Here is a 15,203-nt window from a genome sequence, read left to right as displayed (position 1 = left end):
TTTGAGAACAATTGTTTATGGCCAGTCCGATTCCAGCAAACGTCTCTCCGCAAAATATATTGCTCATCAAGCTGCGCCATCATGGCGACATGCTGCTGACGACGCCGGCGATCAACGCCCTTCGCCAGCGTTATCCGCAGGCCAGTATCGACGTGTTGCTTTATCAGGAAACGCGTCCGATGCTGGAAGCGCATCCGGATATCCGCCATCTGCACGTGATTGACCGTAAGTGGAAGCAGCAAGGTGGCTGGCGCAAGCTGGGCCATGAATATGCCTTGATTCGTGCGGTACGGGGTTGCCATTACGACCTGGTGATTAATCTGGCCGATCAATGGCGTGCCGCCCTGATCACCCTGCTCTCCGCCGCGCCGATACGCATCGGCTTCGCGTTTAAAAAGCGCGACAACCTGTTCTGGCGGCTGTGCCATAACCAGCTGGTGCCCACTCTCAATCACAGCAAACTGCATACCGTGGAGCAGAATATGTCCGCGCTGGCCCCGCTCGGCATCAGCAGCGAGGGCGCGCGGGTTTCGATGCACTACAGCGAAGCCGATCGTCAACACGTGCTCGCCAGACTGGCGGAGAAGCAGATCGCCTCGCCGTTTATCGTGGTGCAGCCGACCTCCCGCTGGGGCTTTAAATGCTGGGAAGAGGAGAGCGTTGCCGCCACCATCGACCAGCTGGCGCAGCCAGAACGTCCGGTGGTGCTGACCGCCGGACCGGATAAACACGAACTGGCGATGATCGAGCGCATTCAGGCCCTGTGCACCTCGCCGTATGTGGTGTCATTAGCAGGCCAGTTCACACTGCCGCAGCTGGCGGCGCTGATCGATCATGCCAGGCTGTTTATTGGCGTCGACTCCGCCCCGATGCATATGGCGGCCGCGCTGAACACACCCTGTATTGCGCTATTTGGCCCGACCAAGCTGCAGCACTGGCGGCCGTGGGGCGACAATAATCACGTCATCTGGGCGGGCGATTATGGTCCGCTGCCGTCACCGGACTCGATTGATACCAAAACTGACCAGCGTTATCTGTCTGCCATCCCGGTTAAGGATGTGGTCGCGGCGGCAAGGAGCTATCTGAATGAGTAAGTTACGGCTGGCGATTGTCCGGCAGAAATACCGACCTGATGGCGGTGCTGAGCGTTTTATCTCGCGAGCGCTGGAAGCGCTGGGCAGCGAACAGCTGGATCTCAACATCATCACGCGCAGCTGGCAGGGCACGCCGAATCCTGACTGGCACCTGCACATCTGTAACCCACCTAAACTGGGACGGGTCTCTCGCGAACGTGGATTTGCCCGTGCGGCCCGCGCCTGCTGGGAACGGGAAAAATTCGACATTGTGCAAAGCCATGAGCGCATCGCCGGTTGTAATATTTTTCGGGCCGGCGATGGTGTCCACCGCGTCTGGCTGGAACAGCGTGCGCGTATCGTTTCGTCCTGGCAGCGCCTGAGCGCCAGCCTCAGCCCTTACCATCGCTATGTGCTGCAGGCGGAAGCGGAGATGTTTAATTCGCCCACGCTGAAAGCGGTCATTTGTAACTCTGAGATGGTAAAACGCGACATCCTGCGCTGCTTCTCACTCGGTGCCGAAAAAATCCACGTCATCCATAACGCCATCGACAGCAGCCGTTTTCAGCCCGCAACTGACGCCACCCGCCACGCGACCCGTCAGCAGTTATCGCTGCCCGATAGCGCGACTGTGCTGATCTATGTTGGATCTGGTTTTGAGCGTAAAGGGCTGAAAGCGGCGATTGAAGCGCTGGCCGGCAGCAATCGCTATCTGATTGTGGTCGGTCAGGATAAACAGCTGCAGCGCTATCAGCAGCTGGCGAATCAGCTTAACTGTCTGGATCGCCTGCGTTTTGTCGGCGTACAGCAGGATGTGCAGCCGTTCTATCATGCGGCCGATGGTTTACTGCTGCCCACGCTCTACGATCCTTTCCCGAATGTGGTGCTGGAGGCGATGGCCTGTGGCCTGCCGGTAATTACCAGCACCGGCTGCGGCGGCGCGGAATTTATTACTGCCGGTCAGCAAGGTTTCGTCTGTGATGCGCTGGATATCAATGGACTGAATCAGGCGATTCAGGCGATACCGTCGCTTTCAGTCGACTCACGCATGGGCGAAGCGGCACGGCGCAGAATTGAACCTTATGGGCCGCAGCGACTGGCCAGCTCGCTGACTTCGCTGTATCAACAGGTGCTGCGAAGCAACTGACAATGTGGGATGAGTGGATGCAGGGTTTCTGATAACATGCCGCCATCTGATTTTAATCTGGTTTTAGACGCGAACGTGTCGTAACGGTAACTATGACGACCATTTACACCGCACTGCTCTATCTTATTCAGCCACTGATTTGGCTGCGCCTGTGGCTGCGCGGTCGTAAAGCGCCGGCCTATCGCAAACGCTGGGCAGAGCGCTATGGCTATTGTGTCGGCAAAGTTAAGCCAGACGGTATTGTGCTGCACTCGGTGTCGGTCGGCGAAACGCTGGCGGCGATCCCCCTGGTGCGTGCGTTGCGTCATCGTTATCCTACCCTGCCGATTACCGTCACCACCATGACACCAACCGGTTCAGAGCGGGCGCAATCGGCGTTTGGCAAAGATGTGCATCACGTTTATCTGCCTTATGACCTGCCAGGCTCGATTAATCGTTTCCTCGATACGGTCAACCCACGGCTGGTGATCATCATGGAAACCGAGCTGTGGCCCAATATCATCCGCATTCTGCATCAGCGCAATATTCCGCTGGTGATCGCCAACGCCCGTCTTTCGGCGCGTTCGGCAAAAGGCTACCGCAAGCTGGGCAAATTCATGCGCCAGCTGCTGCAGAGCATCACGCTGATTGCGGCGCAGAATAGTGAAGATGGCGACCGGTTCCTTGAGCTGGGCCTGAAGCGCTCGCAACTGGCGATTACCGGCAGCCTGAAATTTGATATCTCAGTGACGCCAGAGCTGGCGGCCAGAGCCGTCACGCTGCGCCGTCAGTGGGCACCGCGGCGTCCGGTGTGGATTGCCACCAGCACCCATGAAGGCGAAGAGGCGATCGTGCTCGATGCGCATCGCCGACTGCTGCAATCCTTCCCGGATTTACTGCTGATTCTGGTTCCCCGCCATCCCGAACGTTTCAACGATGCGCGCGAACTGACCCAGCAGCGTAACTTCAGCTTTATCCTGCGCAGCAGCGGTGAGATCCCTTCTGGCTCGACTCAGGTGGTGATTGGTGACTCGATGGGTGAACTGATGCTGCTGTACGGTATTGCCGATCTGGCATTTGTCGGTGGCAGCCTGGTTGAACGGGGCGGACATAACCCACTGGAGCCTGCTGCACATGCGATTCCGGTTCTGATGGGGCCGCACACCTGGAACTTCAAAGATATCTGCAGCAAACTGCAACAGGGCCAGGGCCTGATTACCGTCACCGACGTGATTTCGCTGGAAAAAGAGGTCACCAACCTGTTGCAGGATGATGACTATCGTCGTTATTACGGACGCCACGCGGTGGACGTGCTGCATCAGAACCAGGGCGCGCTGCAACGTCTGCTGCAGTTACTCGAACCCCATTTACCGCCACGGGCCCACTGATGCCAACACGCCAACGTCTTTCAGTGGTGATGATCGCCAAAAACGAAGCGGAACTGCTGCCTGACTGTCTGGCCTCCGTCAGCTGGGCCGATGAGATTATCCTGCTGGATTCCGGTAGCGAAGATAACAGCGTGGAAATTGCCACCCAGGCGGGCGCGCAGGTGTTTCGCAGCGATAACTGGCAGGGTTACGGCATACAACGCCAGCGCGCGCAGCGTTACGCCAGCGGCGACATGATTTTGATGATCGATGCCGATGAGCGCGTGACGCCAGAGCTGCGCGCCGCCATTGAGCAGGTATTGATCGCCCCACCCAGCCGCACGGTTTACAGCCTTGGCCGCAGCAACCTGTTTCTGGGCCGCTTTATGCGCCACAGCGGCTGGTATCCTGACCGCGTCATGCGGCTTTATCCCCCGACGTTGCACTACAATGACAACCTGGTGCATGAATCGCTGAACGCCGAAGACGCGCCGGTGGTGGCACTGAAGGGAGATCTGCAACACCTGACCTGTCGTGATTTGATCGCCTTTCAGCGCAAGCAACTGGCGTATGCCGAAGCCTGGGCGACGGAACGTTATCAGCGCGGTAAACGCTGCGGCCTGTTTTCTATCTTCAGCCATACGCTGGGTGCATTTGTAAAAACCCTGCTGTTACGCGCGGGCTTTCTGGATGGCAAACAGGGCTGGATCCTGGCGGTGGTTAACGCACAATATACCTTTAACAAGTATTCGGCGCTGTGGGCGCTGAATCACGCATCGGCAAAAGGGCGAGTATGAGTACTAAAGCCATTTATCCCGGCACCTTCGATCCCATTACGCTGGGACATCTCGATATTGTGACGCGGGCCGCGCAGATGTTTGATCGGGTAGTGCTGGCGATTGCCGCCAGTCCCAGCAAGAAGCCGATGTTCAGTCTGGACGAGCGTGTGGCGTTGGCGAGCCAGGTAGTGGCACATCTGCCTAACGTTGAGGTGGTCGGATTCAGCGATTTAATGGCAAATTTCGCCCGCTCTCAGCAGGCTAACGTGCTGGTTCGTGGACTGCGCGCGGTGTCGGACTTTGAATATGAAATGCAGCTGGCGCACATGAATCGTCACCTGCTGCCGACGCTGGAGAGCGTGTTTCTGATGCCGTCGGAAGGCTTCTCTTTTGTCTCCTCTTCGCTGGTCAAAGAGGTGGCGCGTCACGGTGGCGATGTTACCGCCTTCCTGCCCGCGCCAGTCTATCAGGCGTTACTGGCTAAATTAGCTTAGTGCTGGCAATTCGGGCACCAGTAAGTGCTGCGTTGCCCGTGTCTGCCGCTGATAATCGGCGTACCACATGCCCGGCACGGTTCCCCGGCCCGGCCATAAACCTGCAGCTGCTGCGCAAAATACCCCGGCTTACCGTCACTCTGTAAGAAGTCACGCAGCGTGGTTCCGCCCTGCTCGATGGAACGCAGTAGCACCGCTTTGATAGTATTGACCAGCACTCCGGCCTCTGACTGCGACAGACTGCCGGCAGGTCGATCGGGCAGGATCCCGGCAGTAAACAGCGACTCGCTGGCGTAAATATTGCCGACGCCGACCACCACTTTGTTATCCATCAGCCACTGTTTAATCAGCGTCCGTCTGCCGCGCGACTTTTCGAACAGATAAGCGCCATCAAATTGGTCGCTGAGCGGCTCCGGTCCCAGATGCGCCAGCACGCTGCTGCCGGCCAGATCGCTGCTCCAGAGCCAGGCGCCAAAGCGACGCGGATCGGTGTAGCGCAGCACTTTGCCATTGCTCATCACTAAATCAACATGGTCATGGGTGGCGGCCGGCAACTCTTCTGGCAGCACACGTAAACTGCCGGACATCCCGAGATGGATGATGATCCAGCCATGCGGCAGCTCCAGCAGCAGATATTTTGCCCGACGCTGCACGCTGAGTACCGGCTGATCGCTCAGCGACAGGATCTCCTGCGAAACTGGCCAGCGCAGACGTGAATTACGCACCACGGCGTGAAGGATGGTTTCACCGACCAAATGCGGTTCGATACCGCGACGGCTGGTTTCAACCTCTGGCAACTCTGGCATAACCTCTCCTCAGCGGATTGCACAAACAAAAAACCCGGCCGGAGCCGGGTTTTTAGCAGAACACTAAAATTACTTAATTTTAGCTTCTTTGTAGATCACATGCTGACGTACAACCGGATCGAACTTTTTCAGTTCCAGCTTCTCTGGTTTAGTACGTTTGTTCTTCGTGGTGGTATAGAAGTGACCTGTACCAGCAGAGGAAACCAGCTTGATCTTCTCACGAATACCTTTAGCCATGATTCAGTTCCTTAGTACTCTTAGTACTTCTCACCACGGGCACGCATGTCGGCTAACACCGTATCAATGCCCTTTTTATCAATAATACGCATACCTTTTACAGATACACGCAGAGTAACGAAGCGCTTCTCGCTCTCAACCCAAAAACGGTGTGAGTGCAGGTTCGGAAGGAAACGGCGTTTCGTCGCGTTCATTGCGTGGGAACGGTTGTTACCGGTCACCGGACGCTTTCCAGTTACCTGGCAGACTCGTGACATGTCTATTCTCCAAAAATCAAATCAGCTCGAGCTTTAAAAATTAGGTTTTGGCCGCCTCGTCAGGCTTGCAGCCCGCCAGGCGAGTTCCATGGAACCCGCTAAGCTGGCCTAACCGCCAAACCCGAGATTCTCAAAGGTGGCGTAGTATACGCCGCTCAGCCCAAGTGCTCAAGTCCCGAACAGATAAAGATCCCGAATGATCGGGTAAAAAGCCGCCACCTGGCGCGAATTTTTGCTGTGTTAAAGCCAGCCTCGCTCAGCAAACGAGACATATTCGCCATGACCTATCACCAGATGATCGAGCAAACGGATGTCGAGCAACTGGCAGGCTTCGCTGACTTTTCGCGTCACATCGCGGTCAGCCCGGCTCGGTTCCGCCATCCCGGAAGGGTGGTTATGCGCCAGAATCAGTGCGGCTGCATTGACCTTAAGCGCCTCCCGTACGATCTCGCGCGGGTGGACCTCTACGCTGTTGATGGAACCCGAAAACATCTTTTGCGCCACCAGCACCCGGTGCTGATTATCAAGAAACAGCACCATAAAGATCTCACGCTCCTGACGGGCTAACAGACTTTGCAGGTAATGCCGCGTGACCTGAGGATTTTCCATCGCACTTTCGCGGGCCAGCTGGCTGGCAAAAAAGCGCTTCGCCAGTTCCGCAATCGCGTGCAGCTGTGCCAGCTTGGCATCACCGACGCCCTTGATGCCGCTGAAAGCGGCTTTGCTGGCGGTCATAATGTGATAGAGCGAGCCAAACTCCTGCACGATCTGCTGCGCCAGCGCCATCACGTTCTGTCCCGGCGTGCCGGTTCGCAGAAACAGGGCCAGCAGCTCGACGTCACTCAGCGCCTGTGCGCCCTGCTGCTTTAGCTTCTCCCGCGGTGCCATACTTTTCATCTGCATTCTCCCTGTGGCGAACGTCAGAGTGACCCATCTGGCGCAACGCCACCATCAGCAGCGTGACTTTTTACGAGATGGCTCGCAAACGCAGGCAGTGAAAAGGCGCGTCGCTGCTTTTGTGATAAAGTCCGTGCATTCGCCGCGGCAGGCGGCAGACAGTTTAGTGAGGCCAACATCATGATGGGATTAGCCGGTAAAAAAATTCTTCTTGGCGTGAGTGGCGGGATTGCCGCCTACAAAGCACCTGAGCTGGTGCGGCGCCTGCGCGATCGCGGTGCCGATGTCCGCGTGATGATGACGGACGGCGCTAAAGCGTTTATTACGCCGCTCAGCCTGCAGGCGGTTTCCGGTTATCCGGTATTTAACGATCTGCTCGACCCGGCGGCAGAAGCGGCAATGGGGCATATTGAGCTGGCCAAATGGGCTGATTTAATTGTGCTGGCCCCGGCAACCGCCGACCTGATTGCCCGAATTACCGCCGGCATGGCCAACGATCTGGTCACCACCGCCGTACTGGCCACCGCATCGCCGGTGGCAGTGGTGCCGGCGATGAATCAACAGATGTATCGCACGGCAGTGACCCAGCAAAATCTGCAGGCGCTGCAGCAGCGCGGCGTACTGATTTGGGGACCTGACAGCGGCAGCCAGGCCTGTGGCGACGTCGGACCGGGCCGGATGCTCGATCCGCTGGCAATCGTCGACCATGCAATACAGTGGGCCACGCCCGTCAACGATCTGCAACATCTCAACATTATGATTACCGCCGGTCCCACCCGCGAGGCACTGGACCCGGTGCGTTACATCACCAATCACAGCTCCGGCAAAATGGGTTTTGCTATCGCAGCCGCAGCGGCCCGACGCGGTGCCACCGTTACGCTGGTCAGCGGGCCGGTGACGCTGCCTGCGCCTGCGGGGGTAAAACGGGTCGATGTCACCAGCGCGCTGGAAATGCAGGCGGCGGTGATGGCCGAGATAGATAAACAACATATTTTCATTGCAAGCGCAGCCGTGGCAGACTACCGGGCGGCCGACATTGCGGCCGAAAAAATCAAGAAACAGGGCGGTGATGATAACGTCACGCTGCAACTGATAAAAAATCCCGATATTGTTGCCGGCGTCGCCGCGTTACAGGAGCACCGGCCTTTCGTGGTTGGATTTGCTGCTGAAACCCAGAATGTGGAAGAATACGCCCGGCAAAAACGGGTGCGCAAGAATCTGGACCTGATCTGCGCTAACGACGTTGCTAAAGCCGGACAAGGGTTCAATAGCGACACCAATGCTCTTCACCTTTTTTGGCAGGATGGAGAAAAGCGCTTACCGCTCAGCGATAAGTCTCTCCTTGGCCAACAATTATTAGACGAGATTGTCAGCCGTTATGATGAAAAAAATAGACGTTAAAATCCTTGATGCGCGCGTCGGTAAAGAATTTCCGCTGCCGACCTACGCCACCTCGGGTTCCGCTGGGTTAGATTTACGCGCCTGCATCGACGATGTTCTCGACATCGCACCAGGCACCACCACGCTGGTTCCGACCGGCCTGGCGATTCACATTGCCGATCCTGATCTGGCTGCGGTCATCCTGCCGCGCTCGGGCCTCGGCCATAAACACGGCATCGTGCTGGGTAATCTGGTGGGACTGATCGACTCCGACTATCAGGGACAGTTGATGGTCTCAGTATGGAACCGTGGCCAGGAAAGCTTCTCGCTGCAGCCGGGCGACCGCATGGCACAGCTGGTTTTTGTCCCGGTGGTGCAGGCCGAGTTTAATCTGGTGGAAGACTTCGACGCCAGCTTGCGCGGCGAAGGCGGCTTCGGTCACTCAGGCCGTCAATAACCAACGCTACCGACTTTCACTTACGCCAATTATTTTTTCTCATCGCCATGAGACGTGTGCTTGTGGCAGATGCGTAGGTGTTGCCTGTTTAAGGTGAATTTCAGGGGTCTTTTAGGTCATGGCAGAAAAAAAAGTCGCGAAGCGAAATCGTCGCGAAGAGATTTTGCAGGCGCTGGCGCAAATGCTGGAGTCAGGTGATGGCAGTCAACGGATTACCACTGCCAAACTGGCAGCCACGGTCGGCGTGTCAGAAGCGGCGCTCTATCGTCACTTCCCCAGTAAGACACGGATGTTCGACAGCCTGATTGAGTTTATCGAAGACAGTCTGATTACCCGCATCAATCTGATCCTGAAAGATGAGAAAGAGACCATGACGCGCCTGCGTCTGATCGTGCAATTGATTCTGGGATTTGGTGAGCGTAATCCGGGGCTGACGCGTATTCTGACCGGTCATGCGCTGATGTTTGAGCAGGATCGCCTGCAGGGGCGCATCAATCAACTGTTTGAGCGGATTGAAGTGCAGCTGCGCCAGGTGATGCGTGAGCGCAAAATGCGTGAGGGTGAAGGCTTTCAGTCTGATGAGACGCTGCTGGCGAGCCAGCTACTGGCGTTTTGTGAAGGTTTACTGTCGCGTTATGTCCGCTCGGAGTTTCGCTTTAGTCCGACCGCAGACTTTGAAGCTCGCTGGCCGCTGATTGCTGCCCAGATGGTATAACGGGAAGGCGGGCATCACGCCCGCCTTCTGTTTAAATGCCGTAGGCTTTTTGATACGCCCGCACCTGGGCTAAATGATCCGCCATCTCAGGCTTCTCTTCCAGCCACACAATCAGATCAGCCAGCGTAATGATTGCGGTCACGGTGCAACGATAATCACGTTCCACTTCCTGAATCGCCGACATGTCACCCCGTCCACGCTCCTGGCGATCAAGCGAAACCAGCACGCCAGCCAGCGTCGCGTTGTGCGCACCGATGATATCCATCGACTCACGAATCGCGGTACCCGCGGTGATCACATCATCCACCAGCATCACTTTGCCCTGCAGGGGACTGCCAACCAGTAATCCGCCTTCGCCGTGATCTTTGGCCTCTTTACGGTTAAAGCAGTAAGGCACATCGCGGTCGTGGTGATCGGCGAGTGCGACCGCAGTGGTGGTCGCAATCGGAATACCTTTGTAGGCCGGACCGAACAGCAGGTCGAAATCGACGCCGCCATCCACCAGTGCCTGCGCGTAGAAGCGTCCCAGCAGCGCTAAATCCCGTCCACTGTTAAACAGACCGGCGTTAAAGAAATAGGGGCTTTTACGCCCGGACTTTAAAGTGAACTCACCGAACTTCAGCACCTGCTTGTTCAGGGCGAAGTCAATAAACTGACGCTGCCAGGCTTTCATTTCTCACTCCTCAAATAAAGAAAAGGCGACTCTGTGGTCGCCTGTTACATCAATTTTCCAGCGCTGCTTTCTGCGCCTGAATTAACTCTTCAATTCCGCCGCGTGCCAGCGCCAGTAGCGTCAGCAGCTCTTCATGGCTGAACGGCTCGCCTTCGGCAGTGCCCTGCACCTCGATCATGCGGCCATCTTCCATCATCACCACGTTCATGTCGGTTTCTGCTGCAGAGTCTTCAACGTATTCCAGATCGCACAGCGCTTCGCCCTTAACGATGCCGACCGAAATTGCCGCCACCATCCCTTTCATCGGGTTAGCTTTCAGCTTGCCGCTGGCGACCAGCTTGTTCAGCGCATCGGCCAGCGCCACGCAGGCTCCGGTGATTGATGCGGTGCGCGTGCCGCCATCGGCCTGGATCACGTCACAGTCGAGCGTAATGGTAAATTCACCCAGCGCTTTCAAATCCACCGCGGCGCGCAGTGAACGGGCGATCAGACGCTGAATCTCCAGCGTACGTCCGCCCTGCTTGCCTTTTGCGGCTTCACGCGCCATGCGGCTGTGGGTTGAACGCGGTAGCATGCCATATTCGGCGGTAATCCAGCCCTGGCCCTGGCCTTTAAGGAAACGCGGAACCCCTTCGTCTACGGAGGCAGTGCAGAGCACTTTGGTTTCACCGAATTCCACCAGAACGGAACCCTCTGCGTGTTTGGTGTAATTGCGGGTCAATGTGACTGGACGCACCTGTTGTGCGCTACGGCCTGCTGGACGCATGGGTAATCTCCGGCTTGCTAATGATTGGCTGCGCATTATACGGACTTCCTTGCCCGCTGTCTCTTGCGCTGGTCCGCCGCATCATCAGATGAAATTCCCGGCTGACTGTGGCTAAATGCGCGTTCCTTTCTCTCTGATTAAATAAATTATGGCCGCCATTCTTCATTTCCTGCTGGCGCTGGGGGTGATCTTTGCCCTTGCGCTGCTGGTCAGTCATGACCGTAAACAGATTCGCCTGCGCTATATCGTTCAGCTGATTGTGGCAGAAGCCGCACTCGGCTGGTTCTTTCTTCATTCAGCCAGTGGCCTGGCGCTGGTCGGATCGGTGGCGGGCTTCTTTGAAACACTGCTCGGCTTTGCCGCACAGGGCACAGAATTCGTCTTTGGCGGGATGAGCAAACAGGGGCTGGCATTTATTTTCCTCGGCGTCCTCTGCCCGATTGTGTTTATTTCGGCCTTAATCGGCATATTGCAGCACTGGCGCATCCTGCCGCTGCTGATTCGGTTTATCGGGACCCTGCTGTCGAAAATTAACGGCATGGGTAAGCTGGAGTCCTTTAACGCCGTCAGCACGCTGATCCTCGGCCAGTCGGAAAACTTCATCGCGTATAAAGGTATTCTGGGCGATATTCCGCCGCGCCGGCTTTACACCATGGCGGCGACCGCAATGTCCACCGTCTCGCTGTCGATTGTTGGCGCTTATATGTCGATGATCGAAGCCAAATATGTGGTCGCGGCGCTGCTGCTTAATATGTTCAGCACCTTCATTATCCTGTCGATCATTAACCCGATGAAGAGCCAGGATCAGCAGCCCATCGCTCTCGATAAACTGCATGAAGATCAAAGCTTCTTTGAGATGCTGGGTGAATACATTCTGGCTGGCTTTAAAGTGGCGATGATTATTCTGGCAATGCTGATCGGCTTTATTGCGCTGATCGCGGCCGTGAATGCGCTGTTTGCCGCCGTGTTCGGTTACAGCTTCCAGCAGTTGCTCGGCTACCTGTTTTATCCATTTGCCTGGCTGATTGGCATTCCGACTGCCGATGCACTGCAGGCGGCCAGTATTATGGCGACCAAGCTGGTGGCGAATGAGTTTGTGGCGATGATTGAACTGCAAAAAGTCGCGTCAGGCATGAGCGCACGCGGACTGGGTATTCTGTCGGTGTTTCTGGTCTCGTTCGCTAACTTCGCCTCTATTGGCATTGTAGCGGGTGCGATCAAGGGACTGAACGAGCAGCAGGGCAACGTGGTCTCACGTTTTGGCTGGAAACTGGTGTACGGCTCGACACTGGTGAGCCTGCTGTCGGCCGCCTTTGCCGGTCTGTTTATCTGATAGCCAACGGCGGCAAGTCTGCCGCCGTTTCCCGCCTCAGAACCCGACACAGACGGGTGCATCAACCCGCATCACCGACTCCTGACCAAAGCGCTTTTTATACAGGGTGCGTAGCGCTTCAATATTGGCATTCGCAGTCGAATCAAAGCCGTGGATCAGCATCAGCGCTTTGCTGTTTTCGCGCGCCAGCTGGCCATTGTCGCCCAGCCACTGTCCCCTGGCGTCATATACCGATAACCCCGCTCTGAAGCGTGGTGTTACCTCGTTATCCACGAAGTTCATCCACTCAAGTGAACTCACCGTTCCCCCCTGTGGCTTGCTCAGACCAAACCACAGCGTGGTCTGCATCATGACGTCACCGCCGGCGCAAATCGGCTGGGGTTTAGTTGGCGGTGAAGGGGGAGCCTGACAACCCGCCAGCATCAGAGCCAGCGCAACGGGAACAGCAATAACGCGAAACATAGATCGGCATCCTCACATAGTCGGCCAGCCATCATCATAAGTGCCTGTGGTATAAAGCGGAAATGATTCGTTATTTCGCCGTGAGACGCTTATGCCTGTTATGCCGTGGCTGCCCTCGCTATACTTCCCCTCATCTTTCCGAAAATGAGTACCGCTTATGATCCGCAGTATGACCGCTTATGCCCGCCGCGAAGCTAAAGGCGAATGGGGCAGCGCCGCCTGGGAGCTGCGTTCCGTGAACCAACGTTATCTGGAAACCTATATCCGTCTGCCGGAGCAGTTCCGCGGACTGGAGCCGGTGATCCGCGAGCGCATTCGCCAGCGTCTGACGCGCGGCAAGATTGAGTGCAACCTGCGTTATGATGCCGATCCCAGTGCTCAGGGCGAACTGATGCTGAACGAAGCGCTGGCGAAACAGCTGGTGCAGGCCGCTAACTGGGTGAAGATGCAAAGCGATGAAGGCGCGATTAATCCGCTGGATATTCTGCGCTGGCCGGGTGTGATGTCTGCTCAGGAGCAGGACCTGGACGTGATCAACCAGCAGTTGTTGCAGGCGCTGGACGGCGCGCTGGATGATTTCATTGCGGCACGCGAAAGCGAAGGTACCGCACTGAAAGCGATGATTGAGCAGCGTCTGGAAGGCGTCTCACAGGAAGTCAGCAAAGTCCGCGCACAGATGCCTGAAGTGATCAAATGGCAGCGTGAACGGCTGGTCGCCAAGCTGGAAGATGCCGAAGTGCAGCTGGAAAATAATCGCCTTGAGCAGGAACTGGTGATGATGGCGCAGCGTGTTGATGTCTCCGAAGAGCTGGACCGGCTGGATGCTCACGTTAAAGAGACCTATAACATTCTGAAGAAGAAAGAGGCAGTTGGCCGTCGTCTGGACTTCATGATGCAGGAGTTTAATCGCGAGTCGAATACGCTGGCATCGAAGTCTATCAATGCAGAAATCACGACCTCCGCGATTGAGCTGAAGGTGCTGATTGAGCAGATGCGCGAACAGATCCAGAATATCGAGTAACGTTTCCCTTATCAAAGCGCCCGCCGGGGCGCTTTGTTTCCTTTAAGCGATTTGCCTCAAAAGCCGATAACGCCTTTTTGCCTGCTGGTCACTTTTTCGGCGCTATCCGCGTAATAATTACGTAAAGTTAGATAAATAATAATTTCCAGACTGTTCTGCCAGCCCAAAAATTCATGGAAAAACTTTTATCTACGTTTCGATTAACTGGCTGAATTTAATTATTATTTTTCCTAAAACCTCTTTTTTTAGCCCCCTTTTCCCGTCGATCCATGAAACAGGTCAATCCTGTAGATTCCTGGTATTACCTGTCTTTCAAGGCACTTTTTGATAAAGTGTTGGTCGAAATCAGTACAGCTGTACCGCCTGGAGACTTATGGAAGTGTTCTTTATGCGATACATCCATTTATCTCATGAAGGTTAGTAATGAAAAACACCGGAAAATTTAGCAGTTCGCTGCTGCATCCGCGTTATTGGTTTACCTGGTTCGGCCTGGGAATACTCTGGCTGCTGGTTCAGCTTCCTTACCCTGTTCTTATGCGCCTTGGTGCCGGTGCCGGTAAAATTTCCCGTCATTTCCTGCAGCGCCGCGAGCGCATTACCCGTCGCAACATCGAACTCTGCTTCCCCGGTATCAGTGAAGAGAAAACCGAGCGAATGATCGCGGGCAACTTTGCTTCACTGGGCATGGCGCTGGCCGAAACCGGCATTGCCTGGTTCTGGTCCGATCGCGCGGTCAAACGCCTGTTTACCGTCTCCGGTCTGGCAAATTTACACTCTGCGCAGAATGAAAAGCGTGGCGTGATGCTGATTGGCGTGCATTTTATGTCGCTGGAACTGGGCGGTCGCATCAGTGGTCTGTGTCAGCCAATGATGGCGATGTATCGTCCACACAATAATCTGGCGATGGAGTATGTTCAGACCAAAGGCCGGATGCGCTCTAATAAAGCGATGATCGATCGCCGCGACCTGCGCGGTATGGTGCATGCGCTGAAGCAGGGTGAATCAGTGTGGTTTGCGCCCGATCAGGACTACGGCCCGAAAGGCAGCACCTTCGCTCCGCTGTTTGCCGTGGAGAAAGCTGCAACCACCAACGGCACCTTCGTGTTATCGCGTCTGGCTAAACCGGCAATGGTGCCGATTATGCTGATCCGTAATCCTGGTAACGATGGCTACCATTTGATTATCGAACCGATGCTGGAAAATTATCCTCACACCGACGAGTCGGCTGCGGCTGCCTATATGAATAAGGTGATCGAAAACCAGATTCTGCGCGCACCAGAACAGTACCTCTGGCTGCATCGCCGCTTTAAAACCCGTCCGCCGGGTGAAGCATCACTCTACGTCTGAGTCCGATCCCAAA

The 15,203-nt window shown here is 55.9% G+C and carries 18 protein-coding genes; 11 read left to right on the top strand and 7 right to left on the bottom strand.

The genetic code is table 11. From position 1 onward, the window contains the following. Positions 1–17: 17 nt before the first annotated feature. The 5 genes from rfaQ to coaD all read left to right on the top strand — a co-directional run bounded on the left by rfaQ (position 18) and on the right by coaD (position 4,839). A complete protein-coding gene (gene rfaQ, locus AABB92_RS21515; protein ID WP_031375142.1) occupies positions 18–1,094 on the top strand; it encodes a putative lipopolysaccharide heptosyltransferase III in 1,077 nt (358 codons plus the stop codon). After that, on the top strand, positions 1,087–2,220 hold the full coding sequence (locus tag AABB92_RS21510; protein ID WP_031375143.1) for a glycosyltransferase family 4 protein: 1,134 nt from the start codon (positions 1,087–1,089) through the stop codon (positions 2,218–2,220). Before rfaQ ends, AABB92_RS21510 begins: the two co-directional genes overlap by 8 nt. Before the next feature lie 92 nt (positions 2,221–2,312). Continuing rightward, on the top strand, positions 2,313–3,587 hold the full coding sequence (gene waaA / locus AABB92_RS21505) for a lipid IV(A) 3-deoxy-D-manno-octulosonic acid transferase (protein WP_031375144.1): 1,275 nt from the start codon (positions 2,313–2,315) through the stop codon (positions 3,585–3,587). After that, on the top strand, positions 3,587–4,363 hold the full coding sequence (locus AABB92_RS21500; protein WP_031375145.1) for a glycosyltransferase family 2 protein: 777 nt from the start codon (positions 3,587–3,589) through the stop codon (positions 4,361–4,363). Before waaA ends, AABB92_RS21500 begins: the two co-directional genes overlap by 1 nt. Further along, positions 4,360–4,839: a pantetheine-phosphate adenylyltransferase gene (gene coaD, locus AABB92_RS21495; RefSeq protein ID WP_031375146.1), complete on the top strand. Its 480-nt coding sequence runs from the start codon at positions 4,360–4,362 to the stop codon at positions 4,837–4,839. The genes AABB92_RS21500 and coaD overlap by 4 nt, the downstream gene beginning before the upstream one ends. On the opposite strand, the gene mutM is transcribed toward coaD, so the two are convergent. The 4 genes from mutM to radC all read right to left on the bottom strand — a co-directional run bounded on the left by mutM (position 4,836) and on the right by radC (position 7,036). Next, positions 4,836–5,645 (bottom strand): bifunctional DNA-formamidopyrimidine glycosylase/DNA-(apurinic or apyrimidinic site) lyase, encoded by an 810-nt coding sequence (gene mutM / locus AABB92_RS21490; RefSeq protein WP_031375147.1) that lies wholly within the window; start codon positions 5,643–5,645, stop codon positions 4,836–4,838. The two genes, coaD and mutM, sit on opposite strands and share 4 nt — an antisense overlap. Positions 5,646–5,714: 69 nt before the next feature. Then, entirely contained in the window at positions 5,715–5,882 is a 168-nt protein-coding gene (gene rpmG / locus AABB92_RS21485) for a 50S ribosomal protein L33 (protein WP_001051798.1), read from the bottom strand. A gap of 20 nt (positions 5,883–5,902) precedes the next feature. Further along, positions 5,903–6,139: a 50S ribosomal protein L28 gene (gene rpmB / locus AABB92_RS21480; protein ID WP_006121249.1), complete on the bottom strand. Its 237-nt coding sequence runs from the start codon at positions 6,137–6,139 to the stop codon at positions 5,903–5,905. Between the two features lie 240 nt (positions 6,140–6,379). Then, entirely contained in the window at positions 6,380–7,036 is a 657-nt protein-coding gene (gene radC / locus AABB92_RS21475; protein ID WP_031375148.1) for a RadC family protein, read from the bottom strand. Between the two features lie 180 nt (positions 7,037–7,216). Here radC and coaBC point away from each other — a divergent pair, with 180 nt between their 5' ends. The 3 genes from coaBC (at position 7,217) to slmA (ending at position 9,588) form a co-directional block, all read left to right on the top strand. Next, positions 7,217–8,437 (top strand): bifunctional phosphopantothenoylcysteine decarboxylase/phosphopantothenate--cysteine ligase CoaBC, encoded by a 1,221-nt coding sequence (coaBC, locus tag AABB92_RS21470; protein ID WP_046289513.1) that lies wholly within the window; start codon positions 7,217–7,219, stop codon positions 8,435–8,437. Then, complete coding sequence (gene dut / locus AABB92_RS21465) at positions 8,415–8,873, top strand: dUTP diphosphatase (RefSeq protein ID WP_031375149.1); 459 nt, start codon at positions 8,415–8,417, stop codon at positions 8,871–8,873. The genes coaBC and dut overlap by 23 nt, the downstream gene beginning before the upstream one ends. Before the next feature lie 118 nt (positions 8,874–8,991). Next, the gene (slmA, locus tag AABB92_RS21460; RefSeq protein WP_031375150.1) at positions 8,992–9,588 is read left to right on the top strand and encodes a nucleoid occlusion factor SlmA; all 597 of its coding nucleotides are present in this window, start codon (positions 8,992–8,994) and stop codon (positions 9,586–9,588) included. 31 nt (positions 9,589–9,619) lie between these two features. Here the strand turns inward: slmA and pyrE are convergent, their stop codons facing one another. Next, entirely contained in the window at positions 9,620–10,261 is a 642-nt protein-coding gene (pyrE, locus tag AABB92_RS21455) for an orotate phosphoribosyltransferase (protein ID WP_046289512.1), read from the bottom strand. 49 nt (positions 10,262–10,310) lie between these two features. Beyond that, entirely contained in the window at positions 10,311–11,027 is a 717-nt protein-coding gene (gene rph / locus AABB92_RS21450) for a ribonuclease PH (protein WP_031375152.1), read from the bottom strand. A 148-nt stretch (positions 11,028–11,175) separates the two neighbouring features. Here rph and AABB92_RS21445 point away from each other — a divergent pair, with 148 nt between their 5' ends. Beyond that, positions 11,176–12,360, top strand: coding sequence for a NupC/NupG family nucleoside CNT transporter (locus tag AABB92_RS21445; RefSeq protein WP_031375153.1), 1,185 nt, complete (start codon positions 11,176–11,178; stop codon positions 12,358–12,360). A gap of 36 nt (positions 12,361–12,396) precedes the next feature. On the opposite strand, the gene AABB92_RS21440 is transcribed toward AABB92_RS21445, so the two are convergent. Continuing rightward, positions 12,397–12,822, bottom strand: coding sequence for a DUF3574 domain-containing protein (locus tag AABB92_RS21440; RefSeq protein WP_031375154.1), 426 nt, complete (start codon positions 12,820–12,822; stop codon positions 12,397–12,399). A 157-nt stretch (positions 12,823–12,979) separates the two neighbouring features. On the opposite strand from AABB92_RS21440, the gene AABB92_RS21435 reads away from it, so the two are divergent. Both AABB92_RS21435 and lpxP read left to right on the top strand, forming a co-directional pair. After that, positions 12,980–13,843 carry a YicC/YloC family endoribonuclease gene (locus AABB92_RS21435; RefSeq protein ID WP_031375155.1) on the top strand — a complete coding sequence of 288 codons (864 nt, stop codon included), beginning with the start codon at positions 12,980–12,982 and terminating at the stop codon, positions 13,841–13,843. Positions 13,844–14,266: 423 nt separating this feature from the next. Continuing rightward, the gene (gene lpxP / locus AABB92_RS21430; protein ID WP_031375156.1) at positions 14,267–15,190 is read left to right on the top strand and encodes a kdo(2)-lipid IV(A) palmitoleoyltransferase; all 924 of its coding nucleotides are present in this window, start codon (positions 14,267–14,269) and stop codon (positions 15,188–15,190) included. Positions 15,191–15,203 lie beyond the last annotated feature (13 nt).

The sequence above is a fragment of the Pantoea brenneri genome (assembly GCF_038594305.1).
Taxonomy (GTDB): domain Bacteria; phylum Pseudomonadota; class Gammaproteobacteria; order Enterobacterales; family Enterobacteriaceae; genus Pantoea; species Pantoea brenneri.
This window is presented reverse-complemented; position numbering and strand designations above follow the sequence as displayed.

What these genes read in the sequence shown, in the direction of transcription:
- rpmB (WP_006121249.1), bottom strand. Translation starts at nt 6,139, where the DNA reads ATGTCACGAGTCTGCCAGGTAACTGGAAAGCGTCCGGTGACCGGTAAC.
- AABB92_RS21440 (WP_031375154.1), bottom strand. Translation starts at nt 12,822, where the DNA reads ATGTTTCGCGTTATTGCTGTTCCCGTTGCGCTGGCTCTGATGCTGGCG.
- AABB92_RS21500 (WP_031375145.1), top strand. Translation starts at nt 3,587, where the DNA reads ATGCCAACACGCCAACGTCTTTCAGTGGTGATGATCGCCAAAAACGAA.
- radC (WP_031375148.1), bottom strand. Translation starts at nt 7,036, where the DNA reads ATGAAAAGTATGGCACCGCGGGAGAAGCTAAAGCAGCAGGGCGCACAG.
- AABB92_RS21435 (WP_031375155.1), top strand. Translation starts at nt 12,980, where the DNA reads ATGATCCGCAGTATGACCGCTTATGCCCGCCGCGAAGCTAAAGGCGAA.
- coaBC (WP_046289513.1), top strand. Translation starts at nt 7,217, where the DNA reads ATGATGGGATTAGCCGGTAAAAAAATTCTTCTTGGCGTGAGTGGCGGG.
- rfaQ (WP_031375142.1), top strand. Translation starts at nt 18, where the DNA reads ATGGCCAGTCCGATTCCAGCAAACGTCTCTCCGCAAAATATATTGCTC.
- slmA (WP_031375150.1), top strand. Translation starts at nt 8,992, where the DNA reads ATGGCAGAAAAAAAAGTCGCGAAGCGAAATCGTCGCGAAGAGATTTTG.
- AABB92_RS21445 (WP_031375153.1), top strand. Translation starts at nt 11,176, where the DNA reads ATGGCCGCCATTCTTCATTTCCTGCTGGCGCTGGGGGTGATCTTTGCC.
- pyrE (WP_046289512.1), bottom strand. Translation starts at nt 10,261, where the DNA reads ATGAAAGCCTGGCAGCGTCAGTTTATTGACTTCGCCCTGAACAAGCAG.
- rpmG (WP_001051798.1), bottom strand. Translation starts at nt 5,882, where the DNA reads ATGGCTAAAGGTATTCGTGAGAAGATCAAGCTGGTTTCCTCTGCTGGT.
- rph (WP_031375152.1), bottom strand. Translation starts at nt 11,027, where the DNA reads ATGCGTCCAGCAGGCCGTAGCGCACAACAGGTGCGTCCAGTCACATTG.
- coaD (WP_031375146.1), top strand. Translation starts at nt 4,360, where the DNA reads ATGAGTACTAAAGCCATTTATCCCGGCACCTTCGATCCCATTACGCTG.
- waaA (WP_031375144.1), top strand. Translation starts at nt 2,313, where the DNA reads ATGACGACCATTTACACCGCACTGCTCTATCTTATTCAGCCACTGATT.
- lpxP (WP_031375156.1), top strand. Translation starts at nt 14,267, where the DNA reads ATGAAAAACACCGGAAAATTTAGCAGTTCGCTGCTGCATCCGCGTTAT.
- mutM (WP_031375147.1), bottom strand. Translation starts at nt 5,645, where the DNA reads ATGCCAGAGTTGCCAGAGGTTGAAACCAGCCGTCGCGGTATCGAACCG.
- AABB92_RS21510 (WP_031375143.1), top strand. Translation starts at nt 1,087, where the DNA reads ATGAGTAAGTTACGGCTGGCGATTGTCCGGCAGAAATACCGACCTGAT.
- dut (WP_031375149.1), top strand. Translation starts at nt 8,415, where the DNA reads ATGATGAAAAAAATAGACGTTAAAATCCTTGATGCGCGCGTCGGTAAA.